The organism is Gilliamella sp. B3023, from assembly GCF_026536845.1.
In the GTDB taxonomy this organism is placed as follows: Bacteria; Pseudomonadota; Gammaproteobacteria; order Enterobacterales; family Orbaceae; genus Gilliamella; species Gilliamella apicola_E.
Map to the genome: position 1 here is coordinate 1 of NZ_JAFNNH010000037.1, position 1,942 is coordinate 1,942.

General features: G+C 41.6%; 2 protein-coding genes. Both read right to left on the reverse strand.

Features of this window, described 5'->3' with window-relative positions:
- Positions 1–442: 442 nt before the first annotated feature.
- A complete protein-coding gene (locus tag J3U16_RS11790; protein ID WP_267343166.1) occupies positions 443–1,741 on the reverse strand; it encodes a hypothetical protein in 1,299 nt (432 codons plus the stop codon).
- Positions 1,738–1,942 (reverse strand): hypothetical protein (locus tag J3U16_RS11795; protein WP_267343168.1); only part of this gene is annotated, 205 nt, incomplete at its 5' end. The genes J3U16_RS11795 and J3U16_RS11790, both read right to left, overlap by 4 nt.

Below are 1,942 nucleotides of genomic sequence, written 5' to 3' on the forward strand. Positions count from 1 at the left end.
GAAAAACACGATGCAACACTTTTTTTCGCTCATTTACGTTAACTTTTGTAAATAAGATCTAAAAAGGATCTAAATTATAATTGGTTAATTGATGTTTTAATTATAGATATTGCAATTACAAATCTTTAAAATTAGAGCAATTGATCCTCGAAAATTTTATTTTAGGGCTTTGGATTAGAAATTTAGTGATTTTGATATTTTAATAATTTTTAAGTGACATTTAAAACCCCAAAAACCCCGCTCCTCAACTTTTTTTCTAAGATAAAACTCCTCAAAAATAAACCCGCCAAGGCGGGTAATTGAAGCGTCGCTTAGCCGCAAAATCGCTTTTTTTATGGCTAAACGACGTTGACTCCTTGAGTCAGCTTAGTTTTAATGACTCAACACTATTTTTTATCACCCCTCACCCCCGCCCTAAGGATTAAGGACGAAGAAATAAAAACTAAGGATGGGAGCAAAGTCCGTAGTAGTCGTGGTTGGTGTAGTACCAACCCACGTAACCGTCGTATGCGCTCACGACAAACTGGGTCCTATCAACCGGGTCACTAGTCCAGTACCAAGGGCTGAGGAAGCCAACGCCTGAATAATCCACCATACGACCCCACTCAGTGAAAAATCCAGAACCTATATGACGCATGTACCTATTATTAGGCGAGGAAGGGGTGGCGCCAGAGATAACTCCATCGTATGTACGAACAGCGTTGGTTAAATCCCTTACGCGAGGCAGACGATAACCAATACTATTACACCAAGATAAAGCAGAAGAATAATTGCGCTCTATCACACTACCACGGTTGATGAACCACTGCTTCAAAGTAAAACCATATCTGACGACTGGAGTACCATTACTATCACGACCGACCAACTCGAAGGTCTGAGGCAAAGTAGGTTTAGAAATAGGACCAGGATTGGATGAACTATGCTGGGATGGAGTAGCGTAAGGACCCGTTAAAGTAACGCGTACGCTTGTAGCAGTAGGATTAGACATTGTGACTGTGATACCCCCCTGAGAAACAGGAGACCAAAACAATGGCTGACTACTACCACTAATGAGTAAATCAAAGTACAATCCATTAGCGCCAGTTGTAGGAAAGTTTCTACCGTAAGAGGATGGGCCAGTTGACTGAGGGATAAAACCATTAGCAGGGTCCCACATTGAAGCTGGGCCAGCATAATTACCTGTACCATTCCTTAAGTTAGGTCTGGCAAATTTAACACAAACTGAGGAACCAGGCTTAGGATTGACGTAATAAGTCACGCTACTTTCACGGAAAGTACTACGATTAGGAAATCCGTAACGTGTAGATAATATACCGTCAGAACTGGATAACGTAACCTTATAAGGTGCAGAATCAGTACACGTCGTTAACATTGTATCACGTGACACTGGTTGATTGTTTTTATCGACGATAGATAAACTTAAAGAACCAGTAGCAGTAACGTCAGCATCACCATCATCATCTCCCCAATAATTATTAGGAGGACCGATAAGAGCACTTAAATCGACTGAATTTGTATTAGTTGGGACGAACATACGAATATCAGCAAAACTCTGACCAGCAACCGGCAAGGTGATAGGTCTTGAAGAAGATGAAGTATTGGTTGAAGGCGTGTACCTAGTTCCGTCAGATAGAGTAATCCCAAGCAGACCGTTAGTATCAACCGCACGAGTACGACCACCGTCGAAAGTCAGATAAGGTGCACTACCCTGTATCACATTCCTAGTTGTCTGTGATGTCAATGCGTGACCCGAAAAAGGAAGAAAAAAAGCCACGAAAAAAACAATCTGCCGGGATAATTGGGAAAAGGATCGAAAACCTGATCTGAAACAGGATCCGGAAAACGATCGGAAAAAGAATCGAGAAGAGGATCGCGGAAGCGATCGCGCGAAAATTCGCAGAATTTCACTTGATTGCGTGGAAAAATAAGTTTCAGTGAAAAA